Source organism: Enterobacter sp. V89_11 (genome assembly GCF_029967775.1).
Lineage (GTDB): Bacteria > Pseudomonadota > Gammaproteobacteria > Enterobacterales > Enterobacteriaceae > Enterobacter > Enterobacter ludwigii.
Genome location: NZ_JASCAN010000019.1, coordinates 43,809 through 67,214, shown reverse-complemented (window position 1 = coordinate 67,214; position 23,406 = coordinate 43,809). Strand labels below are relative to the sequence as shown.

The 23,406-nt window shown below is 56.4% G+C and carries 24 protein-coding genes and 1 pseudogene; 15 read left to right on the top strand and 10 right to left on the bottom strand.

The window, feature by feature from the left end:
• Positions 1-52: 52 nt before the first annotated feature.
• Positions 53-637, bottom strand: a pseudogene (locus QLG09_RS15420) (molybdopterin-dependent oxidoreductase); the annotation flags it as partial.
• Between the two features lie 383 nt (positions 638-1,020).
• Between QLG09_RS15420 and fdhD the strand changes: the two are divergent.
• Positions 1,021-1,857, top strand: coding sequence for a formate dehydrogenase accessory sulfurtransferase FdhD (fdhD, locus tag QLG09_RS15415; protein ID WP_151712636.1), 837 nt, complete (start codon positions 1,021-1,023; stop codon positions 1,855-1,857).
• Positions 1,858-1,971: 114 nt separating this feature from the next.
• Complete coding sequence (locus tag QLG09_RS15410; RefSeq protein ID WP_020883972.1) at positions 1,972-2,184, top strand: DUF1471 domain-containing protein; 213 nt, start codon at positions 1,972-1,974, stop codon at positions 2,182-2,184.
• A 40-nt stretch (positions 2,185-2,224) separates the two neighbouring features.
• Here QLG09_RS15410 and QLG09_RS15405 read toward each other — a convergent pair whose 3' ends face one another.
• The gene (locus QLG09_RS15405; protein WP_032680064.1) at positions 2,225-2,548 is read right to left on the bottom strand and encodes an AzlD domain-containing protein; all 324 of its coding nucleotides are present in this window, start codon (positions 2,546-2,548) and stop codon (positions 2,225-2,227) included.
• Complete coding sequence (locus QLG09_RS15400; protein WP_014172226.1) at positions 2,548-3,207, bottom strand: AzlC family ABC transporter permease; 660 nt, start codon at positions 3,205-3,207, stop codon at positions 2,548-2,550. The genes QLG09_RS15405 and QLG09_RS15400 overlap by 1 nt, the downstream gene beginning before the upstream one ends.
• Before the next feature lie 104 nt (positions 3,208-3,311).
• Here QLG09_RS15400 and QLG09_RS15395 point away from each other — a divergent pair, with 104 nt between their 5' ends.
• The 4 genes from QLG09_RS15395 (at position 3,312) to QLG09_RS15380 (ending at position 8,411) form a co-directional block, all read left to right on the top strand.
• Positions 3,312-3,860, top strand: a complete 549-nt coding sequence (locus tag QLG09_RS15395; protein WP_014172225.1) for an XRE family transcriptional regulator — start codon at positions 3,312-3,314, stop codon at positions 3,858-3,860.
• A gap of 17 nt (positions 3,861-3,877) precedes the next feature.
• Positions 3,878-4,873, top strand: a complete 996-nt coding sequence (locus tag QLG09_RS15390) for a substrate-binding domain-containing protein (protein ID WP_282489038.1) — start codon at positions 3,878-3,880, stop codon at positions 4,871-4,873.
• 104 nt (positions 4,874-4,977) lie between these two features.
• A complete protein-coding gene (locus QLG09_RS15385; RefSeq protein ID WP_079231564.1) occupies positions 4,978-7,101 on the top strand; it encodes an alpha-galactosidase in 2,124 nt (707 codons plus the stop codon).
• Positions 7,102-7,145: 44 nt separating this feature from the next.
• Positions 7,146-8,411 carry an MFS transporter gene (locus QLG09_RS15380; RefSeq protein ID WP_044857714.1) on the top strand — a complete coding sequence of 422 codons (1,266 nt, stop codon included), beginning with the start codon at positions 7,146-7,148 and terminating at the stop codon, positions 8,409-8,411.
• 37 nt (positions 8,412-8,448) lie between these two features.
• Here the strand turns inward: QLG09_RS15380 and rhaM are convergent, their stop codons facing one another.
• The 4 genes from rhaM to rhaB all read right to left on the bottom strand — a co-directional run bounded on the left by rhaM (position 8,449) and on the right by rhaB (position 12,457).
• Positions 8,449-8,763, bottom strand: coding sequence for an L-rhamnose mutarotase (gene rhaM / locus QLG09_RS15375; RefSeq protein WP_032679248.1), 315 nt, complete (start codon positions 8,761-8,763; stop codon positions 8,449-8,451).
• 28 nt (positions 8,764-8,791) lie between these two features.
• Complete coding sequence (rhaD, locus tag QLG09_RS15370; protein ID WP_014172220.1) at positions 8,792-9,622, bottom strand: rhamnulose-1-phosphate aldolase; 831 nt, start codon at positions 9,620-9,622, stop codon at positions 8,792-8,794.
• Positions 9,623-9,731: 109 nt separating this feature from the next.
• Positions 9,732-10,991 (bottom strand): L-rhamnose isomerase, encoded by a 1,260-nt coding sequence (gene rhaA / locus QLG09_RS15365; protein WP_049023001.1) that lies wholly within the window; start codon positions 10,989-10,991, stop codon positions 9,732-9,734.
• Positions 10,988-12,457: a rhamnulokinase gene (gene rhaB, locus QLG09_RS15360; RefSeq protein WP_049023000.1), complete on the bottom strand. Its 1,470-nt coding sequence runs from the start codon at positions 12,455-12,457 to the stop codon at positions 10,988-10,990. Before rhaB ends, rhaA begins: the two co-directional genes overlap by 4 nt.
• A 136-nt stretch (positions 12,458-12,593) precedes the next feature.
• Here rhaB and QLG09_RS22390 point away from each other — a divergent pair, with 136 nt between their 5' ends.
• The 3 genes from QLG09_RS22390 to rhaR all read left to right on the top strand — a co-directional run bounded on the left by QLG09_RS22390 (position 12,594) and on the right by rhaR (position 14,517).
• A complete protein-coding gene (locus QLG09_RS22390; protein ID WP_104440762.1) occupies positions 12,594-12,698 on the top strand; it encodes an ABC transporter ATP-binding protein in 105 nt (34 codons plus the stop codon).
• Between the two features lie 60 nt (positions 12,699-12,758).
• Positions 12,759-13,595 carry an HTH-type transcriptional activator RhaS gene (rhaS, locus tag QLG09_RS15355; RefSeq protein WP_041162912.1) on the top strand — a complete coding sequence of 279 codons (837 nt, stop codon included), beginning with the start codon at positions 12,759-12,761 and terminating at the stop codon, positions 13,593-13,595.
• Positions 13,596-13,668: 73 nt separating this feature from the next.
• Positions 13,669-14,517 carry an HTH-type transcriptional activator RhaR gene (gene rhaR / locus QLG09_RS15350; protein ID WP_074164838.1) on the top strand — a complete coding sequence of 283 codons (849 nt, stop codon included), beginning with the start codon at positions 13,669-13,671 and terminating at the stop codon, positions 14,515-14,517.
• Here rhaR and rhaT read toward each other — a convergent pair whose 3' ends face one another.
• Positions 14,518-15,552: an L-rhamnose/proton symporter RhaT gene (gene rhaT, locus QLG09_RS15345; RefSeq protein ID WP_020883962.1), complete on the bottom strand. Its 1,035-nt coding sequence runs from the start codon at positions 15,550-15,552 to the stop codon at positions 14,518-14,520.
• Positions 15,553-15,841: 289 nt separating this feature from the next.
• Between rhaT and sodA the strand changes: the two genes are divergently transcribed.
• Complete coding sequence (sodA, locus tag QLG09_RS15340; RefSeq protein WP_014833772.1) at positions 15,842-16,462, top strand: superoxide dismutase [Mn]; 621 nt, start codon at positions 15,842-15,844, stop codon at positions 16,460-16,462.
• Between the two features lie 7 nt (positions 16,463-16,469).
• Entirely contained in the window at positions 16,470-17,207 is a 738-nt protein-coding gene (yiiM, locus tag QLG09_RS15335; protein WP_014172214.1) for a 6-hydroxyaminopurine reductase, read from the top strand.
• Between the two features lie 54 nt (positions 17,208-17,261).
• On the opposite strand, the gene cpxA is transcribed toward yiiM, so the two are convergent.
• Positions 17,262-18,635, bottom strand: coding sequence for an envelope stress sensor histidine kinase CpxA (gene cpxA, locus QLG09_RS15330; RefSeq protein ID WP_010436910.1), 1,374 nt, complete (start codon positions 18,633-18,635; stop codon positions 17,262-17,264).
• Complete coding sequence (gene cpxR / locus QLG09_RS15325) at positions 18,632-19,330, bottom strand: envelope stress response regulator transcription factor CpxR (RefSeq protein ID WP_014172213.1); 699 nt, start codon at positions 19,328-19,330, stop codon at positions 18,632-18,634. The genes cpxA and cpxR overlap by 4 nt, the downstream gene beginning before the upstream one ends.
• A 150-nt stretch (positions 19,331-19,480) precedes the next feature.
• Between cpxR and cpxP the strand changes: the two genes are divergently transcribed.
• The 4 genes from cpxP (at position 19,481) to QLG09_RS15305 (ending at position 23,369) form a co-directional block, all read left to right on the top strand.
• On the top strand, positions 19,481-19,987 hold the full coding sequence (gene cpxP, locus QLG09_RS15320) for a cell-envelope stress modulator CpxP (protein WP_020883960.1): 507 nt from the start codon (positions 19,481-19,483) through the stop codon (positions 19,985-19,987).
• Positions 19,988-20,140: 153 nt separating this feature from the next.
• A complete protein-coding gene (gene fieF / locus QLG09_RS15315) occupies positions 20,141-21,034 on the top strand; it encodes a CDF family cation-efflux transporter FieF (RefSeq protein WP_020883958.1) in 894 nt (297 codons plus the stop codon).
• A 173-nt stretch (positions 21,035-21,207) separates the two neighbouring features.
• Positions 21,208-22,170, top strand: coding sequence for a 6-phosphofructokinase (pfkA, locus tag QLG09_RS15310; RefSeq protein ID WP_014172210.1), 963 nt, complete (start codon positions 21,208-21,210; stop codon positions 22,168-22,170).
• Positions 22,171-22,379: 209 nt separating this feature from the next.
• Complete coding sequence (locus QLG09_RS15305; RefSeq protein WP_032679243.1) at positions 22,380-23,369, top strand: sulfate ABC transporter substrate-binding protein; 990 nt, start codon at positions 22,380-22,382, stop codon at positions 23,367-23,369.
• Positions 23,370-23,406 lie beyond the last annotated feature (37 nt).

The window sequence follows — 23,406 nt, the reverse complement described above, 5'->3', positions numbered from 1 at the left end:
TCGCACCGCGACCAAATGTTGGAGCAAGACTTGCTACCGTTGGTCCGTGTCAGACACGCGCCTGGTTGTCGACCGCGAGCATACCGAGTGCACGCGTAAATTTCTGGGTTAAATAGCCGGTTTCGTTACTGGAAGCAGACGCACACAGCATCCCGGTGGAGAGCCAGCGGTTGACGGTGACGCCTTCAGCGTTCTTCGCAATAAAGTTGGCATCGCGGTCTTCTTTAATCAGTTTAGCGATGCGGTCAAATGCGTCTTCCCAGCTGATTTGCTGCCATTTATCGGAACCTGGCGCACGATATTCAGGGAATTTGAGGCGGCTTTCGGAGTGGATAAAGTCAACCAGGCCGGCACCTTTCGGGCACAGCGCGCCGCGGTTGACCGGATGGTCCGGGTCACCTTCGATATGGAAGATAGACGCTTTGGCGTTTTTAGCACCGTCGCCGAGGCTATACATCAACAGCCCGCAACCGACAGAGCAGTACGTACAGGTATTACGGGTTTCACGGGTGCGCAGCAGTTTATATTGCCGCGTCTCCGCCAGCGCTACACCGGGTGCAAAACCCAGTGCCGCCGCCGTGGTGCCTGCCATACCGCCAGCGCAGATCTTAAAGAACTGCCTTCTGCTGACCTGCATGGGTCACTCCTTGTTTCGACATTGCTTACATATGTAGTTTTGACTTCGCGGTTGAACGGTGACCGCAAAGGAGAAAAATTTGCGTTAATCCCTCAGTTCTACGAGGGATATCATCAGAATACCACAATGTCGGTACGCCTGTTCCAATGGCGTTAATACAAAGTGAACGTATTATCACTGTGTTGATTATAAAGTGTGACACAAGTCACATTATTACCCCGGCATGTTAAAGGGCTGTATCACCGCCTCGGTTGCGCCTCTCCCAAATGAGTAGGTAAACTTGATGAGGATGGGTGCTGAAAAGTTGATCCATACTATGCGTATGGCCTGCGGTTTGTGATGCAATAGCAGGCTCACCTCCGTGGTTGTTCAGGAATACCGCTGTGTCTAAACAAAACCGTGTTACCCACTCGTCGCCACTGCCTGCCGGTATCGTGGAACTGTCGGTACACAGACCGCCCCACATTACCCACACCACGCCTGATTTTCTGGCGGAGGAAGTGCCCGTTGCTCTGGTTTACAACGGTATTTCCCATGTGGTGATGATGGCCTCGCCGAAAGATCTGGAGCTGTTCGCGATTGGCTTTTCCCTTTCGGAAGGCATCATTGAGCACCCGCAAGAAATTTACGGCATGGATGTGGTGAAGGTCTGCAACGGCCTTGAAGTGCAAATCGAACTCTCAAGCCGCCGGTTTATGGGGCTCAAAGAGCGGCGACGCGCGCTGGCCGGGCGTACCGGATGCGGGGTTTGCGGGGTAGAGCAGCTCAATGATATCGGTAAGCCTGTCGCACCTCTGCCGTTTACCCAGACCTTCAATCTGGCCCATCTCGACCATGCCCTTGAACATCTGAATGACGTGCAACCTGTCGGCCAGCTGAGCGGATGCACGCATGCGGCGGCATGGGTTCTGCCATCGGGCGATATTGCCGGGGGGCATGAGGATGTCGGCCGCCATGTGGCGCTGGATAAACTGATGGGCCGCCGGGCGCGTGAAAGCGAACTCTGGCAGCAGGGGGCGGCACTGGTCTCCAGCCGCGCCAGCTACGAGATGGTGCAAAAATCGGCGATGTGCGGCGTTGAAATCCTTTTTGCCGTATCGGCCGCGACCACGCTGGCGGTGGAAGTAGCGGAGCGCTGTAACCTGACGCTGGTGGGGTTCTGTAAGCCGGGAAGGGCGACGATTTATACCCATCCGCAGCGATTAATAGTTAATCAGTAAATTTGAAAAAGAATAGCAAATCCTTCCGCTTTTAGTTGTTCATGATGAGGTCTACTATTTATCTCATCAAGGCACGGTGCCTTAAACAAACAACTAATTGAAAGGGTTTATATCATGAAAAGCATCAAAACTTTTGTCGCAGTAATCGCTCTGGCTACATCTTTCGGTTCTTTCGCTGCACAAACTGTGACCGCAACCGCCACTACCATTGATGGCGCAGAAGCCAAAATTGCTGCACAGGCTCAGGAAGCGGGCGCGTCATCTTACAAAATTACCCAGGCGTTTACGGGTAACCGCGTACACATGACCGCTGAACTGAACAAATAAGCTGCCACACCGTCGAAAGAGCGCCCCCGGGGCGCTTTTTTTATTGGATACCCGCCAGACGCAGCAATGCAGTCACGACCGCTGCCGCCACGATCACCACAATTAACGGCATTTTTCGCCATGCCAGAAACACTGCAAACGCCACGCCCAGTACGCGCGCCATACCGGCAAAATGCTCACCTTCATAGAAGGTGGTCGCCAGTGCGACGGAAAACAGCAAAACCGTTGCCGCATCTGAAAGCAGAGCCTGAGAGCGGTCTGACAGCGCCAGTCGGTTGCCGAGTTTTGCCCCGCCGAGACGCATTAAATAGGTTCCCACGGAAAGCACGGCGATACCGAGAATAAAGACCGTCATATTCCCCATTATTTTTTCCTCGCAGCAAGACCGAGTAAAGAGAGCAGAACCGGTAAACCCACCGGGGCAAACGGCACGGCGGCCAGTGACAATGCAGCACCGCTGCAGGCGCGGATCAGGGTGGTGCGATTTTTAAAAGCCGGCACCACTAACGCCAGTAAAATCGCCGGGAATACCGCATCCAGCCCGATGGTTTCAAGGTCCGGCAACAGTTTGCCAACCATGGTGCCCAGCAATGTACCCAGCGGCCAGACGATCGCCACGCCTAAACCGCATAACCAGTAAGCCGCCTTACGCTGTTCGGGCGTTTTTTGCGACAACCCGAACACCACGCTTTCGTCGTTCATAATGTGGCAACCCAGAAAACTCAGGCCACGTTTACCCACCAGTTCACGCACCGTCACCCCAAACGGTACATGGCGTGCATTAACCAGTAATCCGGCAGCCGCCGCCGCCAGAGGGTTACCGCCGCTTGCCACAATGCCGATAAACATAAATTCAGAGGCACCCGCCAGCACGGTAATGGAGAGTAAAAACGGGACCCAGACCGGGAAACCGTAGGCCATTGCCAGCGAGCCATAGGACATCCCGACGACGCCTACCGCGAGACACACCAGGATGATTGCTTTTATCGTGTCGCCTTTCAGGGTGGAGAGATGATGCTTCATACTATTTTAGCCATATCGAACGTATTTCCATTATAATGAACGCATCAGAACCGTTTTTCAAGATGAACGATTCGTTCGATTTATAGAACAAAGGGGCCGTTTTTATGACGCAGCCAATCAGCGTGATCGCTAAAAGTCTGGTGCGAGAACGCCTGCGAACCGGACTTTCACTGGCGGAAATCGCGCGCCGTGCCGGGATCGCTAAATCCACGCTGTCGCAGCTGGAATCCGGCAACGGGAATCCCAGCCTGGAGACGCTCTGGTCACTCTGTGTGGCGCTGGACATTCCTTTTGCCCGTTTGCTTGAACCGCAGCAGCCGACCACTCAGGTGATCCGCCGTGGAGAAGGAACGAAGGTGGTTGCCGGACAGGCCAATTATGAAGCCATTTTGCTGGCGGCGTGCCCGCCGGGCGCGCGTCGTGACATCTACCTGTTACTCACCCAGCCGGGTGCCGACCGCATTTCTCAGCCACATCCGGCAGGCTCAGTGGAGCATATTATTGTGACGCAGGGTAGAGCGCTGGTTGGTCTGATCGACGCGGCGGAAGAGCTTGGCCCGGGGGATTACATTTGCTATCCCGCTGACCAGCCGCATATCTTTAAGGCCCTCGAGCCGGATACGCACGCGCTTCTGGTGGCTGAACAAAATTAACGCAGATACGGAAAATCATGTCGCTTAAAGCCATTGCCAAAGAACTGGGGCTGTCTGTTACCACCGTCAGCCGCGCCCTTAACGGGTATGACGATGTCTCCCGCGAGACGCGCGCCCGCGTCGAAGCGGAGGCTCAGCGCCGTGGCTACCGGCCAAACACCTTCGCGCGTCGCCTGAAGATGGGCAAAATCGACGCCGTGGGTCTGGTTTTTCCGGTGCATCCTGTTCCGCTCAATAACAGCGTCTTTATGGACATGGTCGGCGAAATTAGCCACGAACTGGCGCGACATGAAATCGATCTCCTGCTGATTGCCGATGACGATCTGGCGGACAAGCACAGCTATATGCGTATGGTGCAAAGTCGTCGCGTGGATGCGCTGATTGTGGCGCACACGCTGGATCATGACCCGCGGCTGGAACAGCTTCAGGCCGCCGGTTTTCCCTTTCTCGCGCTCGGGCGCAGCCAGCTGCCGCAGCCCTATGCGTGGTTTGATTTCGACAACTATGCCGGCACGTACAATGCCACCCGCTGGCTGATTGAAAAGGGGCATCGCCGCATCGCCTTGCTGGGTGAAAGCAACAATCAGGCCTTCATCACCCAGCGCCGCCAGGGTTATCTGGATGCGCTACGCGAAGCCGGGTTATCCAGCGAATGGCTGCGCGCCATGCCGCCTTCGCGCCGCGTGGGTTACGCCACGACGAATGAACTTCTCTCCTTGCCGAAGCCCCCCACGGCCATCATTACCGACTGCAACACTCACGGCGACGGTGCGGCCATGGCGCTGGCGCAGCGGGGTCTTCTCTGCGGTGAAAACGCCGTTTCGCTGGTGGTTTACGACGGCTTACCGCAGGACAGCATTGTCGATGTTGATGTGGCGGCGGTTATTCAGTCCACCCGCCAGGGCGTCGGGAAACAGATCGCTGACATGGTGCGTCAGTTGATTAACGGCGACGATATCGCTCAGCTTCAGGTGCTCTGGCAGCCAGAGTTCTTCCCGGGCCAGACGGCCTAAACACAGCAAAATTCCAAAGCCGATCACAGATCCGAAACGTTTTGGTTTGTATCCGAAACGTTTCGGATCAACACTCAGATCATCCCGATGACAGGAGAGGTCTGATGCACGATTCCATTTTTCGACTCGAAAGTAAGGCGGTTGACCTGGTGATCACCACGCACCCGTTCGCCGAAATTCTCTACTGGGGGCCGCACCTTCACCACTTTTCACCGCAAGATGTGGTAAGTCTTGCTCGTCCGGTGGCGAACGGCAGGCTCGACGTTGACGCCCCGGTGACGCTGATGGCGGAGCTGGGACACGGTCTGTTTGGTTCGCCCGGTATTGAAGGGCACCGCCAGGGGCTGGACGGGTCGCCTGTCTTTAAAACCACCCATGTGCAGCACCAGGGGCAAACCCTGACGTTAACGGCGGAAGATGAACATGCCGGGTTGCGTCTGACCAGCGAGCTGGCACTGGATGCAAGTGGGGTACTGGTGGTGCGTCACGGTTTAACTAACCTGCGGGCGCAGGCGTGGCAGGTTGATCGTTTTGCCGTGACGCTACCGGTCGCTGAACGCGCGCAGGACGTGATGGCGTTCCACGGACGCTGGATCCGTGAGTTCCAGCCGCATCGCGTGAAGCTTGAACACGACAGCGTTGTGATTGAAAACCGCCGCGGCAGGACCTCTCACGAACACTTCCCGGCGCTGATCGCCGGTACGTCCTCATTTAACGAAATGCACGGCGACGTCTGGGGCGTGCATCTGGGCTGGAGCGGCAACCACCGCCTGCGTGCGGAAGTCAAAACCGACGGACGCCGCTATCTGCAGGCCGAAGCCCTCTACCTGCCGGGAGAAATGGCGATTGAAGAGGGGGAAACGCTCTGGACACCACGCCTGTATGCGAGCTACTCCGCACGGGGTCTGAACGGCATGAGCCAGTCGTTCCACCGGTATCTGCGCGACAACGTTATCCGCTTCCCTGAAAACAAACCGCGCCCGGTACATCTCAATACCTGGGAGGGGATCTACTTCAGCCATGACCCGGCGTACATCATGCGCATGGCCGATGAGGCTGCGGCGCTGGGCGTGGAGCGTTTTATCATCGACGACGGCTGGTTCAAAGGCCGTAACGATGACCACGCGGCGCTGGGTGACTGGTACCTGGACGAGAAAAAATACCCGGACGGGCTGACGCCGGTGATTAACCATGTGAAAAAGCGCGGCATGGAATTTGGTATCTGGATTGAGCCGGAGATGATTAACCCGGACTCGGATCTGTATCGTGCCCATCCCGACTGGGTGCTGGCGCTGCCGGGCTACACCCAGGCAACGGGCCGTCATCAACTGGTGCTCAACCTGAATATTCCGCAGGCTTTTGATTATCTGGTCGAGCGCATGAGCTGGCTGCTGGGCGAACATGCCATCGACTACGTTAAGTGGGATATGAACCGCGAACTGGTACAGCCCGGGCACCACGGCAAAGCCGCCGCGGATGCGCAGACGCGGCAGTTTTATCGTCTGTTAGACGTGCTGGGCGAGCGTTTCCCGCACATCGAATTTGAGTCCTGCTCCTCGGGCGGCGGGCGAATCGATTATGAAGTCCTGACCCGCAGTCACCGCTTCTGGGCCTCTGACAACAACGACGCGCTGGAGCGCAATACCATCCAGCGTGGCATGAGCTACTTCTTCCCGCCGGAAGTGATGGGCGCGCATATCGGTCATCATAAATGTCACGCCACCTTCCGCCAGCACAGCATTGCTTTCCGCGGCCTGACGGCACTGTTTGGCCATATGGGACTGGAGCTTGATCCGCTCACCGTCGATGCTCAGGAGCGTGAAGGCTATCGCCATTACGCCGCGCTGCACAAGCAGTGGCGGGAAGTCATCCATCACGGTACCCAGTGGCGCGTGGATATGCCGGATGCCAGCACGCTGGCGCAGGGTATAGTGAGCGAAGACAAAACGCAGGGGTTGTTTATGGTCAGCCAACTGGCCATGCCGGATTACACGCTCATGATGCCGCTGCGCATGCCGGGGCTCGACGCGCAGGCGCAGTACCGCATCACGCTGCTCGACCACCCCAACATTCGACTCACCGGTGAGGGCGGGCACACCATGCGCAAGCTACCGGCGTGGATGGAAACGTCCCAGACGGCCAGCGGTGAGTGGCTGATGCAGGCGGGGATCGCACTGCCGATTCTGGACCCGGAAACCGCCATTCTGATTGGCGTTGAACGCGTGTAAGGGTGATGGGCCGGGAGACTGGCCCTCCGTTGAGGATAAAAATAATGAACACAACAACCTGTACCCACAAAGACAACCCTAACTTCTGGATCTTCGGGCTGTTCTTCTTTCTCTACTTCTTCATTATGGCCACCTGCTTTCCGTTTCTGCCGATCTGGCTGTCGGATGTCATTGGCCTGAACAAAACCCATACCGGGATCGTATTCTCCTGTATCTCGCTTTCGGCCATCGCCTTCCAGCCCGTGCTTGGGGTCATTTCGGATAAGCTGGGGCTGAAAAAACACCTGCTGTGGATTATCACGGTGCTGCTGTTTCTGTTCGCGCCGTTCTTCCTGTATGTCTTTGCGCCACTGCTGAAAACCAGTATCTGGCTGGGGGCGCTGAGCGGCGGTCTGTACATCGGTTTTGTCTTCTCAGCAGGTTCAGGCGCGATTGAGGCCTACATCGAACGCGTGAGCCGTAACAGCGTGTTTGAATACGGCAAGGCGCGCATGTTCGGCTGTCTCGGCTGGGGGCTGTGCGCTTCAACGGGCGGTATTCTGTTTGGCATCGACCCGTCGTATGTCTTCTGGATGGGGTCAGCGGCTGCGCTGCTGCTGATGCTGTTGCTGGTGGTTGCGAAACCGAAGCCAAACCAGACTGCGCAGGTGATGAATGCGCTGGGGGCCAACCAGCCGCAGATCACCGCCAGGACGGTCTTTAACCTGTTCCGTCAGCGCAGAATGTGGATGTTCATTCTGTACGTCATCGGTGTGGCCTGCGTGTATGACGTTTTTGACCAGCAGTTTGCCACCTTCTTTAAAACCTTCTTCGCAACGCCGCAGGAGGGAACGCGAGCCTTTGGTTTTGCCACCACGGCGGGGGAAATTTGCAACGCGATCATCATGTTCTGCTCGCCGTGGATCATCAACCGTATCGGCGCGAAGAATACGCTGCTGATTGCCGGGCTGATTATGGCGACGCGCATTATCGGCTCGTCGTTCGCCACCACCGCGGTGGAGGTCATTGCCCTGAAGATGCTGCACGCGCTGGAGGTTCCGTTCCTGCTGGTGGGGGCGTTCAAATACATCACCGGCGTGTTCGATACCCGTCTGTCGGCCACTATCTATCTGATTGGCTTCCAGTTTGCCAAACAGTCGGCGGCGATTTTCCTCTCTGCTTTTGCCGGGAATATGTATGACCGGATCGGTTTCCAGGAGACCTACCTGATGCTGGGCTGTTTTGTACTGGCGATTACGGTGGTCTCGGCCTTTACGCTGAGCAGTAAGCAGGAGATTGCGGCGCGCCGCGCTGCGGTGGAGGCAAACTAACGCAGGACGCTGCCGCGGATGCGGCAGCGTTAACGCTTTAGGGCAGGTAAAACACCGCTTTCAGTTCGGCACTCACCGGGCTGTTGTCGGGGTTCGAGGGCATAACCTCACCCATGTATTTCCACCAGCGCTGACAAACGTCGGTCTTTGCCACCGCGTTCCAGCGCGCTTCCGATTCAATTTCAACGCTCGCAAACAGCAGGTTACGCGCCTCATCGAGATAGATAGCGTAGTGGTGCGCACCGTGGTCTTTTAATACCGCCTCCAGCTCTGGCCAGATGGGGTTATGGCGACGCGCGTACTCGTCGTGCGCGTCAGGGTTCACCTGCATCACAAATGCTTTGCGGATCATCATGCCTCCTAGCCGCTTTCGCGGGCCGCTATGGGTACAAATCCAGTGCCGACTGCATCGGCGTGACGCCAAAGCGTTTACCGAGTGCAATCAGCTCTTCCCGGGTGATGGTCTGCTTCATGCCGCCCATCGACAGAACCTTCACCAGCACCTCGGCGGACTTCTCGGCGGTATCAATCAGACCAAACGTTTCGTCGAGCGTCGGCCCGCTGCCGAATACCCCGTGGAACGGCCACAGCACCAGGGAGTGGGACTGCATTTCGATGGCGGTGGCCTGGCCGATTTCGTCGGTACCCGGCACCATCCACGGCAGAATGCCGACCCCGTCGGGGAAGACCACCAGACATTCGGTGCTGCCTTCCCACAGCTTCCGCGTGAGGTAGTCGCTACTGTTTTCCAGCACGTAGGTCAGGGCGATCAGGTTGGTGGCGTGACAGTGCATGATCACCCGGTCTTTGCCGTGGGTTGCCTTGATACGCTCACAGTGAGAGAGGAAGTGCGCCGGGAGTTCAGACGTGGGCACTGCATCGTCCGTCAGCCCCCAGAGGATGTGATAGCCTGCGCCGTCGCTGTCCACTCTCACCACCCCGAGGTTGGCCTGCGGGTCGAGCTGCACGTTACGGAAGAATTTACCGGAACCGGTGACGATAAACGGCGTACTGGCGAGCTGCGGCATTGGCTGGCTCAGGGCGATATAGCGCGGCTTCTGATGGAACTCGGCGGCGAACGGTTCAATGTCGGCATCATCCAGGCGCAGCGTCAGGTTACCGCCATTGCGCTCGTCCCAGCCTTTCAGCCAGGCGTCGGAGGTGGCTTTAATCATGCCCTGGACGAACCAGGCGTTAGTGATGGTCTGCATAGTGTTTCATTTCCCGTGATCGTGGTGAGCGTTTCCCTCACCCCGGCCCTCTCCCACAGGGAGAGGGGGTAAAAGTGGCCTCTTCCACAGGAAGAGGGTGAGGGCATATTTATCCGCGCTGACTCAGCACGTCTTTCTCATACATCCGCACGTTATCCAGCCACTGACTGCCCGCTGGGGTGTCGTTACGCTGGCAGTACATCTCCCACACCGCCTGCCACGGCAGGGTTTTCTGCTCTTCCAGCAGCACCAGGCGTGCGGTGTAATCGCCGTTCTCTTCCAGCTGCTTCAGGGCGCTGGTGGGCTCCAGCAGCGCACGCAGCAGGGCTTTCTTCATGTTGCGGGTGCCAATCACCCAGGCCGCGATGCGGTTGATGGAGGCATCAAAGAAGTCGAGGCCAATGTGCACGCGGTCAAACAGATCGTGGCGAATGATTTCGCTGGCAATGGCCTGGGTTTCGTCATCCAGCAGTACCACGTGGTCGCTGTCCCAGCGTACGGGACGGCTCACGTGTAGCAGCAGGCGGGGTACGTAGAGCATGGCGGCGGAGATTTTGTCGGAGATCACCTCCGTCGGGTGGAAGTGGCCGGCATCCAGGCACAGCCCGGTCTGGCGGCTGGTGGCGTAACCCATGTAAAACTCGTTCGAGCCAACGGTGTAGCTTTCCGCACCAATACCGAACAGCTTGCTCTCTACGGCGTCGATGTGGTGCGCCGGGTTCAGTTTTTCGCTGATGGCTTCATCCAGCGCCGCCAGCAGGCGTTGACGCGGGGCCAGACGGTCAACGGTGATGTCTTTCATGCCGTCCGGGATCCAGATGTTCATCACCGACGGCGTGCCGAGCTGCTCGCCAAAGTACGCGGAGACGCGGCGGCTGGCTTTTACGTGGTCAATCCAGAACTGGCGGATATCGTCGTTCGCGTGGGCAAGGGTAAAACCGTCGGCGCTCAGCGGGTGCGAGAAGCAGGATGGGTTGAAATCCAGGCCCAGCTGGTTGGCTTTCGCCCACGCTACCCAGTTTTTAAAGTGCGCAGGTTTGATCTCGTTACGCGCGACCGGCGTGTCAGATTCCAGATAGATAGCATGCAGGTTCAGCCGCTTAGGCCCCGGGATCAGGCTCAGCGCCAGCTCCAGGTCGGCGCGCAGCTCGGTGGCGTTACGCGCTTTGCCCGGATAGTTGCCGGTGGCCTGAATGCCCCCCGTCAGCGAGCCGCCCGGGTTTTCAAAACCGGCAACGTCGTCGCCCTGCCAGCAGTGCATGGAGACCGGAAGACGATCGAGCTGGCGCAGCGCCTCATCGACATCCACGCCGACGGCGGCGTAACGCTGTTTAGCCAGGTCCCAGGCTTGTTCAAGTTGAGTGGTCATGCGCAAAGCTCCTTAGTCAGTCGGTTTTGCTGAAACTGTGCCCGATAGCGGGCAATTTCATGGCAGGGATTGGGGATGAACGTGGTCAGCGTGGCGTTCGCCGAGACCACCATGCGGAAATCGTCCACGCTGGCGAGTTCGTCCAGGGTCATGAGCTGAATGCCAATATTGCCGAGCGTCGACGCTTCAATCGGGCCTGCCACCACGGTGATCCCGCAGGCATCGGCGCAGAGCTGGTTCAGAAGCTGGTTCTGGCAGCCGCCGCCGACAATATGCAGCTGAGTGAACGGCCGGCCGCGAAGGTCGGCCAGCTCGCTCAGGATCTCGGCATACAGCAGGGCGAGGCTGTCGAAAATACAGCGTGCCAGTTCTGCCGGTTTCGATGGCACGGGCTGCCCGGCGTCGACGCAGGCGGCCTGGATTTCGGCGCTCATGTCCGCCGGGTTGATAAAGCGGTCATCATTGGGATTGATCAGGAAACTGCAGGCTTTCAGTCTTTCGGTGTCGGCAATAAGCGCGGGCAGGTCGGTAATGTTCTGCTCTTTAAGCACGCGCTGGAGCAGCCACAGACCCATGATGTTCTTCAGCACGCGGTAGCGCCCCTCGGCACCGCCTTCGTTGGTGATGTTCGCGGCCAGCGCGGCATCGCTGGTGTAGGGGGTTTTGCTCTCAAAGCCCATCAGCGACCAGGTCCCGGAAGAGAGGTAGGCCGCGTCGTTACCGGCAAGCGGTGACGCAATGACGGCGCTGGCGGTATCGTGACTCGCAACCGCCACCACCGGGATCGCATTACCCTGCGGGCACATCCATTGCCCGATCACATTGCCAGGATGCGTCGGCGTGTCGAACCAGGAGGGTGAAGCCCCGGTCCAGGCCAGCAGGTGTTCATCCCAGTTATCGGAGTTGATGTTCACCAGTTGCGTGGTGGTGGCGTTGGTGTATTCCCAGTTCATGTTGCCGGTCAGGCGGTAGCTGAAGTAGTCCGGGATCAGCAGTGCATGCGCCACGCGGGGAACCAGCGCCGGCTGCTGTTCGACCAGCGCGCGCAGTTGATAGAGCGTATTGAATGGCAGGAACTGAATGCCGCTGCGGCCATAAATATTCTCTTTGCCAAGCCCGGCAATCGCACGCGCCATCAGGCCGTCGGTGCGGCTGTCGCGATAGGCTATCGGCAAACCAACGCGTTCACCGTTGCTGTCCAGCAGTACATAATCGACGCCCCAGGTATCGATGCCGATACTGTCGATACGGATCCCCGCATCGCAGACCTTCTGCAGTCCGGTGCGGATCGCTGCCTCAAGGCTGTCGATATCCCACACCTCACAGCCGTCCTGCTTTTGCAGGCAGTTAACAAAGCGGTGCATCTCGCGAAGCGAAAGCGTCTGCCGCTTGCCGTCATAAGTGGCCAGCATTACACGGCCGCTGGATGCACCGAGATCTACAGCCACGCAATGGCGAAAAGTCATGGTTGTGTCCTTCTTAAAGTCATTAGCGGTGAGTGTAAAAAAAGGAACCCATCACCACCTTCTCGCCAGTGACAGCGGTTTTCCGGGGCTGGCAAGAAAGCAAAGATGAACGTGAGGGAGTTCACAGTTTCCAGGCGTGACGGGGTTTGCAGGCAGTGTGACGCTTACCGCATTTCCTGATCTTTCAGCCTGTTTCTTGAAAAACGGACAGTTTTTGCGAGGTTTACGGTCGAAAATTTAAGGTGAGGGGGCGGGGCCTTAATTACTATTTTGAGAACATTTCTCATTGGTGGGGGCCGTTATGACCGTACTGCACAGCGTGGATTTTTTTCCTTCGGGTGGGTCGTCTGTCGCGATTGAACCGCGACTCCCTCAGGTGGCGTTTCCTGAGCATCATCATGATTTTCACGAAATTGTGATTGTTGAACACGGAACGGGGATCCATGTGTTTAACGGCCAGCCGTATACCATCAGTGGTGGGACGGTCTGCTTTGTGCGCGATCATGACCGGCACTTATATGAACATACCGACAACCTGTGCCTGACTAACGTGCTCTACCGTTCGCCCGATGCGTTCCAGTTCCTGTCCGGGCTGAACCATCTCCTGCCGCAGGAGAAGGACGGCATCTATCCTTCGCACTGGCGGGTGAATCAGTCCACGCTGCAGCAGGTGCGCCAGCTGGTGAGCCAGATGGAACAGCGCGACGAGGGACAGGAGACCCACGTCATCGCCACGCGTGAGCTGTTGTTTATGCAGCTGCTGGTGCTGCTGCGCCGCAGTAGCATGGTGGCCGGGCTGGAGAATAACGATGCGCGTTTGACTCAACTGATGGCCTGGCTGGAGGACCATTTCGCCGAGGATGTCTGCTGGGAAACGCTGGCGGATGATTTTTCGCTGTCGCTTCGGACCTTGCATCGTCAGCTGAAGCAGCAAACCGGGCTGACGCCCCAGCGCTATCTGAACCGTCTGCGCCTGATTAAAGCGCGCCATCTGCTGCGTCATACCGATGAGAGCGTCACGGATATCGCCTATCGTTGCGGTTTCGGCGACAGTAACCACTTTTCGACCCTGTTTCGCCGGGAATTTAGCTGGTCACCGCGCGATATTCGCCAGGGAAAGGACGCGTCACTGCAGTAACGCGAGGGTTGTCACCGTTTCCCGTGGGCAAAAACGCTAATAATGTCAGGTTATTTGCTGTCGAGGTGGTGTCGTGGTTGCTCAGATAATGCTTCGCAAAGTGGATTTTTTTGCCTCCGCCGGCCAGGCCGTCGCGGTGGCGGATCGCTATCCGCAAAACGTCTTTGCCGAGCACACTCATGAGTTCTGCGAGCTGGTGCTGGTGTGGCGGGGCAATGGCTTGCATATCCTCAACGATCGGCCCTACCGCATTACGCGTGGGGATCTGTTTTACATCCGTGCTGAAGACAAACACGCCTACGCTTCGGTCAACGACCTGGTCCTGCAGAACGTGATTTACTGCCCCGACAGGCTGAAACTCAACGTCGACTGGGCGGCTTACATTCCGGGTTTTAATGATACGAAGTGCGCGGCGCACTGGCGACTGAGCAGTAACGGCATGACGCAGGTGCGACAGGTGATTTCTCAGCTGGAGCAGGAGAGCCAGAAAAGCGATCCTGAGGCTCACCAGATGGCAGAACTGCTTTTCGCCCAGCTGGTCATGACGTTGACGCGCCATCGCTACGCCATTGATAACCCGTCGGCTACCGCGCAGGAAGCCCTGCTCGATAAGCTCATTACCACCCTGGCGGGCAGCCTTAACAAAAGCTTTGTGCTGGAGAAATTCTGCGAGCAGGCGCAGTGCAGCGAGCGCGCGTTGCGCCAGCAATTCCGCACCCAGACCGGGATGACGGTGAACCACTATCTGCGCCAGCTGCGCATCTGCCATGCCCAGTACCTGCTTCAGCATACGGAACTGATGGTTAGCGATGTGGCGATGCGCTGCGGCTTTGAGGACAGTAACTATTTTTCGGTGGTCTTTAACCGCGAGGTGGGGATGACGCCGGTTCAGTGGCGTCATCGCAGTCGTAACGCGGCGTAATCAGTTCGCCATGCCGAGGCCCACAATGTTGGCTGCAATAATGATCACCACGCACCCCAGACTCAGCACGCCCACCGGGCGACGCCCGGCGTTGTTCCACTCTTTCAGAAGCAGACCCACCAGCCCACCGCACAGCACGTAGAAGCTCATGTGCAGCATCCAGCTCATATAGTCATACTGCGCCGGAATACTGGCGTGACCCCACGCGTAGAAGAAGAACTGGAGATACCACATCAGCCCACCGAGCGCCGAGAGCAGCACGTTCCCGATAATCATCTGTTTAGCCAGCGAGAAGTCGGCTTTCAGTGACAAGGTCTTCACGTTTGCCAGACGGAAAAAACAGAAACCGAGGTTAACCACCGCTCCGCCACCCATGATCACCACGTAGCTTGGCAGTGCCACGTACAGCGGGTCGACGCCCAGTGCGGCAGCAGCTTCATGCATCGGTTTGGCGGCGTTCATCGCGAATGACATGCCTGCGGAGAAGATCCCGCACATCACCGCCAGCAGCAGGCCTTTCTTCAGGTTGAACTCTTCGGCTCTGATGCCCATTTTGCGCTCTTTCAGCTGCCCTGCGCGGGTGACAATGCCCACGCCAATGACGGCCACCAGCACGCCCAGCAGCGTCATCTGGCCGCCTTTGGTGTTGATCAGCACGTCAACGTTGCCGTTGAGGATTGGCGTCATCAGAGTGCCGACAATCAGCGTAATACCAATCGCGATGCCAATGCCCATCGACATGCCGAGGTAGCGCATGGTGAGGCCATAGTTAATGTTACCGACGCCCCACATGGCGCCAAAGAGAAAGACCGGCAGCAGGGTGGAGGCGTTAAAGGAGGAGAAGTAGCCCCAGAAATCCGGGAGCAGCATGGCGCTGATGGTCCAGGGAAGAATTATCCACGAGACCACACCGCCGACGGACCACATGGTTTCCCATGACCACTGTTTGACCTGTTTAAACGGGGCATAGAAACAGGCTGCACTGGCCGCGCCTATCAGATGCCAGAAAATACCCATCGTAATCGCATGATTCATGTTTACATCCTCATCGTTTTTATATGCCGGTGGCTTCCCACCGACTCGATGAGTGTAAAAATTAAGCAGTCGGGTAACCTTCGGAAGGTTGCCGCACTTTGGTTTTGAATGGCAATCAACGCGTTAACCGGGTGAGCAGACTCACAATTTCAGCAATAATCGAAAACCGAATAACCTTATAAAAACTACGGCATTGATAATCATTTTCAATATCATTTAATTAACTATAATGAACCAACTGCTTACGCGGCATTAACAGCTGTGCCGCCCGACAATAATGGAGAGGATTATGAGTTATACACTGCCATCCCTGCCGTATGCCTACGACGCACTGGAACCGCATTTCGACAAGCAGACGATGGAAATCCATCACACTAAACACCACCAGACCTATGTGAACAACGCGAACGCCGCGCTGGAAAGCCTGCCAGAGTTCGCTAGCCTGCCTGTTGAAGAGCTGATCACCAAACTGGACCAGCTGCCAGCTGACAAGAAAACCGTTCTGCGTAACAACGCAGGTGGTCACGCTAACCACAGCCTGTTCTGGAAAGGCCTGAAAACCGGTACCACCCTGCAGGGCGACCTGAAAGCGGCTATCGAGCGCGATTTCGGTTCTGTAGACAACTTCAAAGCGGAATTCGAAAAAGCCGCTGCGACCCGTTTCGGCTCTGGCTGGGCGTGGCTGGTTCTGAAAGGTGACAAACTGGCGGTTGTTTCAACGGCTAACCAGGACTCCCCGCTGATGGGTGAAGCAATCTCTGGCGCATCCGGTTTCCCTATCCTGGGTCTGGACGTGTGGGAACACGCTTACTACCTGAAATTCCAGAACCGTCGCCCGGACTACATCAAAGCCTTCTGGGACGTGGTGAACTGGGACGAAGCAGCAGCGCGTTTCGCCGCGAAAAAATAAGGTTGCATTGACGCCTGTGAGAAGCGAGTCTGATGACTCGCTTTTTTTGTATCTGCAGAAAGGAGCAGCGATGCATTTTCCGGTGAATGTCTTTACAGGCAAGGTAAGGGAGTACGACGGCAGCCGCCCGAGCGCCATCGCGAAAGTTCAGGTCGACGGCGAGTTGACGTTAACCGACCTCGGGCTGGTGGGCGATGAGCAGGCCGAAAAGAAAATCCATGGCGGGCCTGACCGCGCGCTGTGCCACTATCCGCGGGAACATTATCAGCACTGGATAACCGAGTTTCCCGAACAGGCGGATATGTTTGTCGCGCCAGCGTTTGGTGAGAATCTCTCAACGGAAGGGCTGACCGAGAAAAACGTCTTTATCGGCGATATCTACCGCTGGGGCGATGCCCTGATTCAGGTGACGCAGCCGCGCTCGCCGTGCTTCAAACTAAACTATCATTTCGGTATCAGTGACATGTCTGCCCGGCTGCAGAGCGCGGGTAAAACGGGCTGGTTATATCGGGTGGTGCTGGCAGGTCAGGTATCGGCAGATGCGCCGCTGGTGCTGGCATCGCGCCTGAGTGATGTCTCGGTATATGACGCCTGCGCGATTGCCTGGCATATGCCGTTTGATGACGACCAGTACCATCGGCTTTTGTCCGCTGCGGGGCTGTCCACGAGCTGGACCCGAACGATGCAGAAACGCCGTTTAAGTAGCAAGATCGAAGATAATTCGCGGAGATTGTGGGGGAAATAGTTTCCCTGCAGGAGAGGCAAGCCGGGTCAGCGATACCGCTGCCCGGCTAAACGACTACGAACGTTTATACAACGGCAGCCACAGCGTTAACCGTAACCCACCCAGCGGGCTGTCATCGGCCTTCACCCAGCCGCGATGCTGCTGCATGGCGGTTTCAACAATCGCCAGACCCAACCCTGTGCCGCCAGATTCACGGTCACGCGCCTCGTCGGTACGGTAGAACGGACGGAAAATCTGTTCGCGGTCTTCCGGGCTTACCCCAGGACCATCGTCATCAACGATGATGGTGATCCCGTCTTTATCCACCGAGAAGGCTACCTCAATCTTCGTGTGCGAATAGCGCAGGGCGTTACGTACGATGTTCTCCAGCGCGCTTTCCAGCGTGTTGGGGTTACCGTACAGCGGCCATGGCCCCGGCGGGAAGTTGACGGTAAAGGATTTCCCCATCTGCTCCGCTTCGAACGCCGCGTTATCCAGCACCTCATGCCACAGGTGGTTGGCTTTCACCGTTTCGCTCACCAGCGCATTTTTCTGCTGATTGCGCGACATGACCAGCAGGTCGTTAATCATGCTGTCCAGACGATGCGCTTCCGTTTCAATACGTTCCAGCTCTTTGCTCTCACCGCTGCGGCGACGCAGCAGCGCGGTGCCGAGCTGTAAGCGCGTGAGCGGCGTGCGCAGCTCGTGCGAGATATCCGACAGCAGGCGTTGCTGTGCCGTCATCATGCGGTCGAGGGCGCTCACCATCTGGTTAAAACTGGTCCCGGCGGCAAGGAACTCCTGCGGACCGGCTTCCAGTTCAGGGTGTTGTCGCAGGTTACCCTGCGCCACTTCGTCCGCCGCGTTTTTCAGCTTACGCGCCGGTTTCGCCAGACTCCACGCCAGCCACAGCAGCAGCGGTGAGCTGACCAGCATGGTGACAATCAGCAGCAGAAGCGGACGGTCAAACAGCAGGTTGATGAAATCGGACTGGGAGTTGCTCGCCGGGCGGATCAGGTAAAGCTGGTAATTATCCTCGCCATCTCTGACGGAGAAGGGGCCTACCATCTCAACCCGACCGTATTTTTTCTTCTGAGGATGGTCGGCGTTATCCGCCTGACCAATGAAGTTACGGATGATCTGCATTTCATTGCGATCGGCGCCAATCACGCGCCCTTCGCTGGTCACCAGCAACAGGCGCTGGCCTGGCGGTGCCCATTTGTCGATAGCGCGAAACAGCCTGCGCCACCACATTAAATCGTTCGGCGGGTCGTTTGCCAGCTCGGCTTCCACGTGCTGCTCGATCATCACGCCCTGACGTTGCTCGCTGTCGAGAAGCTCCGTCATCTGGCGTGAGTCGAGTTTTGGCAACATCAAAACGAGCATTAAAACCAGTGCCAGCGTCAGCCAGAAAATGGCGAAGATGCGGGCTGTTAAGCTTCCTATCATGAAGCGGAAACCATCAGATAACCGCGACCACGCAGGGTTTTAAACCACGGGTGCCCGTCCTTGCGTTCCGGCAGCTTGCGGCGCAGGTTCGAGATATGCATATCGATGGCGCGATCAAACGGGGTGAGGCGTTTGCCGAGCACTTCCTGGCTCAAATGTTCACGCGATACCACCTGGCCGAGGTGCTGGGCCAGCAGATACAGCAGGGTGAACTCGGTGCCTGTCAGTTCCAGCGTTTCACCGTCAAAACTCGCTTCCTGACGGCCCGGATTCAGGCTCAGGGAGTCGACTTCCAGCGTCGGTGAACTGTTGTCGCTGTTCTGCTGCTGTTCGCTCCAGTGAGAGCGACGCAGGATAGCGCGAATACGGGCAACCAGTTCACGGTCGTTAAACGGCTTTGGTAAATAGTCATCCGCGCCCAGCTCTAGGCCAAGTACACGGTCAAGTTCGCTGCCGCGAGCGGTCAGCATAATTACGGGCGTCTGGTGTGTCTGGCGAAGCTCTTTCAACGTATCAATGCCGTTTTTCTTCGGCATCATCACGTCGAGCAAAAGTAAATCGATGCTGTCGTCAAGGAGACTCAGCGCCTGCTCGCCATCATGGGCAACCAGAACGTTGAAACCTTCCATGTCGAGCAACTCCTTTAAAAGGGATGTGAGCTCTCGGTCATCATCAACTAACAGGATTTTATTCATTGTTTAAATACCTCCGAGGCAGAAATTACGACATCAAGGCTATCTAATCCATGACTTTACGTTGTTTTACACCCCCTGACGCATGTTTGCAGCCTGAATCGTAGACTGTCTCTCGTTGAATCGCGACACGAAAGATTTTGGGAGCAAGTGATGCGCAAAGTTACCGCTGCCGTCATGGCCTCAACGCTGGCGTTCAGTACATTAAGCCAGGCCGCTGTAGCTATCCCCGGCGATAACGGGCCCTCAACGGAGGGGGCAACGCAGCACAGCAGCCAAAGCCATATGTTTGATGGCATAAGTTTAACCGAACATCAGCGTCAACAGATGCGAGATCTGATGCAGAGGGCACGACACGACCAGCCCCCTGTTAATGTTAGCGAAATGGAGACAATGCACCGCCTTGTCACCGCAGAAAAATTTGACGAAAGCGCTGTACGCGCTCAGGCCGAAAAAATGGCACAGGAGCAGGTTGCCCGCCAGGTAGAGATGGCGAAGGTCCGCAACCAGATGTTCCACCTGCTAACGCCCGAGCAGCAAGCGGTTTTGAACACAAGACATCAGCAGCGAATGGACCAGTTGCGTGAGGTTGCACGGATGCAGCGAAGCTCAGAAACAACGTTTTTCAGTAGCAATAGCAGTACCCGTAGTAACCAGTAAACCCTGTTTTCCTTGCCATAGACACCATCCCTGTCTTCCCCCACATGATGTGGGGGTTTTTTTTGCCCTTCATTCTGCTTTGTTAACCGTTTATTCATCCTTTGACTCCCCATGCTTCCGTTATACTAGCGGCATGACATGACAGGAGCGTTTATGAATCAATCCTATGGAAGACTGGTAAGTCGGGCAGCGATTGCAGCGACCATCGTGGCTTCAAGCCTGTTAGTGATTAAAATTTTTGCGTGGTGGTATACCGGCTCAGTCAGTATTCTCGCGGCGCTGGTGGACTCGTTGATGGATATTGCCGCCTCGCTGACTAACCTGCTGGTTGTGCGCTACTCGCTGCAACCGGCAGATGAAGAACACACGTTTGGGCACGGGAAAGCCGAGTCGCTGGCCGCGCTGGCGCAAAGCATGTTTATTTCCGGCTCCGCGCTGTTTCTGTTTTTAACCGGTATTCAGCATCTCGTCTCGCCGTCACCGATGAACGATCCCGGCGTGGGCGTGGTCGTGACGATTGTGGCACTTATATGCACACTTGTTCTGGTAACGTTCCAGCGCTGGGTTGTTCGCAAAACGCAAAGCCAGGCTGTACGGGCGGATATGCTTCATTATCAATCTGATGTTATGATGAATGGCGCTATTCTTATTGCGCTCGGTCTGGCCTGGTATGGCTGGCATCGGGCCGATGCGTTGTTTGCGTTAGGGATTGGCATCTATATTTTATATAGCGCCTTACGGATGGGGTATGAAGCGGTGCAATCGCTTCTGGACCGCGCCCTCCCGGACTCAGAACGTAATGAAATTTTTTCTATCGTGACCTCCTGGCCTGGTGTCAGAGGTGCACACGATCTTCGAACGCGGCAGTCAGGGCCGACCCGCTTTATTCAGATTCATATTGAAATGGAAGACAACCTGCCACTGGTTCAGGCTCACGTTATTGCTGAGCAGGTCGAGCAGGCGATTTTGCAGCGTTTTCCTGGTTCAGACGTCATTATTCACCAGGATCCCTGCTCGGTTGTACCCGGACATGTTGAGCTTTCGTAATTGGTTGTAAAAAAGTGAGCCAGGCCAGCATTTTGTGTATAAATTACCGCCATTTGGTCTGACCTGAATCAATTCAGCTGGAAGTGATTGATATACTATTTGCAGTATTCGTTGGTCGATAAATTCTTCCGGCAACAGATTTCAATTTTGCATTCCTAAGTTCAGAGGTAGTCATGATTAAGAAAATCGGTGTGTTGACAAGCGGCGGTGATGCGCCGGGCATGAACGCGGCAATTCGTGGGGTTGTCCGTTCAGCGCTGACGGAAGGCCTGGAAGTTTTTGGTATCTATGATGGTTATCTGGGCCTGTATGAAGATCGCATGGTTCAGCTCGACCGTTACAGCGTGTCCGACATGATCAACCGTGGCGGTACCTTCCTCGGTTCTGCGCGCTTCCCGGAATTCCGTGATGAACACGTCCGTGAAGTGGCTATTGAGAACATGAAAAAACGTGGCCTCGACGCACTGGTTGTTATTGGTGGTGACGGCTCGTACATGGGTGCAAAACGTCTGACTGAAATGGGCTTCCCGTGCATCGGGCTGCCGGGTACGATCGACAACGACATCAAAGGCACTGACTACACCATCGGTTATTTCACCGCACTGGGCACCGTTGTTGAAGCGATTGACCGCCTGCGCGACACCTCTTCTTCCCACCAGCGTATCTCCATCGTGGAAGTGATGGGCCGTTACTGTGGTGACCTGACGCTGGCTGCGGCCATCGCCGGCGGTTGTGAGTTCGTGGTGGTTCCGGAAGTGGAATTCAGCCGTGAAGATCTGGTGGCTGAAATCAAAGCGGGTATCGCAAAAGGCAAGAAACACGCCATCGTAGCCATCACCGAGCATATCTGTGACGTTGACGAGCTGGCGAAGTACATCGAAACCGAAACCAAACGTGAAACGCGCGCTACCGTTCTGGGCCACATCCAGCGTGGGGGTTCCCCGGGTCCATACGACCGCATCCTGGCATCACGTATGGGTGCATACGCCATTGAACTGCTGCTGCAGGGTCATGGCGGTCGTTGCGTCGGTATTCAGAACGAAAAACTGGTTCACCATGACATCATCGACGCCATTGAAAACATGAAGCGTCCGTTCAAGGGTGACTGGCTGGACTGCGCAAAAAAACTGTACTGAGCGGTGACTTTCCCCCGGTCGCGCTGAGTTAACCGGGTCCGCAGTCCACGCGCATAAAGACCGGGTAAGGCGATATCGCCGCCCGGTTTTTTTATGCCTGCTCGTTTTTTATTCCTCTACGTTATAGCTAATCTTTTTTTATTCTTTAATCATTGGTTAGCTTTCTGGCACGCTGCAAGCATCAAAACACTACACAAGAGATCCGGGCGATGAATAAATGGGGCGTGGGGTTAACATTATTGCTGGCATCGACCAGCGTTCTGGCTAAGGACATCCAGTTACTGAACGTGTCATACGACCCGACGCGTGAGCTGTACGAGCAGTACAACAAAGCCTTCGCGGCACACTGGAAACAGGAAACCGGCGACAACGTGGTGGTGCGTCAGTCTCATGGTGGCTCCGGTAAGCAGGCGACTTCAGTCATCAACGGGATTGAAGCCGACGTGGTTACCCTGGCGCTGGCCTATGACGTCGACGCCATCGCCGAGCGTGGGCGTATCGATAAAAACTGGATCAAACGCCTGCCGGACAACTCTGCGCCTTACACCTCGACCATTGTTTTCCTGGTGCGTAAGGGCAACCCAAAACAAATTCATGACTGGAACGATTTGGTTAAGCCAGGCGTTTCCATTATCACCCCGAACCCGAAAAGCTCGGGTGGCGCACGCTGGAACTACCTGGCGGCCTGGGGCTACGCGCTGCATCACAACAACGGTGACCAGGCGAAAGCCCAGGCGTTCGTGAAAGCGCTGTATAAAAACGTTGAAGTGCTGGACTCGGGCGCACGTGGTGCCACGAACACCTTCGTTGAGCGTGGGATTGGCGACGTGCTGATCGCATGGGAAAACGAAGCCCTGCTCGCCACCCACGAACTGGGTAAAGACAAGTTCGAGATCGTTACGCCAGGCGAATCTATCCTCGCCGAACCTACCGTTTCTGTGGTTGATAAAGTGGTTGAGAAGAAAGAGACCAAAACGGTGGCGGAAGCGTACCTGAAGTATCTCTACTCGCCAGAAGGCCAGGAAATTGCGGCGAAAAACTACTATCGTCCACGCGATCCGGCAGTGGCGAAGAAATATGAAAGCGTCTTCCCGAAACTGAAGCTTTTCACCATTGATGAAGAGTTCGGCGGCTGGGCGAAAGCGCAGAAAGAGCACTTCTCTAACGGCGGAACTTTCGATCAGATCAGCAAGCGCTAAACGTTAGCAGGACAGACACGGTGACCCGGCGCGAGAA